Below are 618 nucleotides of genomic sequence, written 5' to 3'. Positions count from 1 at the left end.
CCATGGGAGTGGGTTGCACCAGAAGCGGATAGTCTAACCTTTGGGGGGACGTTTGCCACGGTGTGATTCATGACTGGGGTGAAGTCGTAACAAGGTAGCCGTAGGGGAACCTGCGGCTGGATCACCTCCTTAAATGAAAAAAAGCACGACACCCCAAAGCGCCCACACAGTTTGTTTTCAAGCGATGAAAGAAGAAGCCGAATGTTTTTGCGGGAATTTTTACTTTGATCTGGGTATGGTTTCGATTGAGTAAGCGTGCCGAAGAGTAAAGGGAAAAGCTGAAGCAAAAAATGGGTCTGTAGCTCAGTTGGTTAGAGCGCACCCCTGATAAGGGTGAGGCCGGTGGTTCAAGTCCACCCAGACCCACCATTCTAGACATTTGCATGATAGATGCAGTGGATTATTCAAATCAAATGATTTTCATGTAGAGAGTTATTTAATCTGGGTATTCCAGAAGTTCATTAACAATATGGTAGAGATTGAGGTAACACAAGCGTTTTGGTATGACTATTTCTGATGGTGATGGTTGTATTGAGGATTGTATGACATTGAGTTGATTGAGGTTATATGGTCAAGAAGAGAAGCGCAGACGGTGGATGCCTTGGCAGTAAGAGGCGA

1 tRNA gene and 1 rRNA gene are annotated in these 618 nt (G+C 45.3%); both read left to right on the top strand.

Annotated features, from left to right (window positions below):
- A 16S ribosomal RNA gene (locus tag E1O52_RS13020) occupies nucleotides 1–132 on the top strand; the annotation flags it as partial.
- A gap of 160 nt (nucleotides 133–292) precedes the next feature.
- A tRNA-Ile gene (locus tag E1O52_RS13015) sits at nucleotides 293–369 on the top strand.
- The last annotated feature ends 249 nt before the right edge of the window (nucleotides 370–618 follow it).

Origin of the sequence: Legionella nagasakiensis (assembly GCF_900639915.1) — a bacterium.
Taxonomy (GTDB): domain Bacteria; phylum Pseudomonadota; class Gammaproteobacteria; order Legionellales; family Legionellaceae; genus Legionella_A; species Legionella_A nagasakiensis.
The sequence above is the reverse complement of the archived record's forward strand: the minus strand, read 5'-3'. Positions and strand labels throughout refer to the sequence as shown.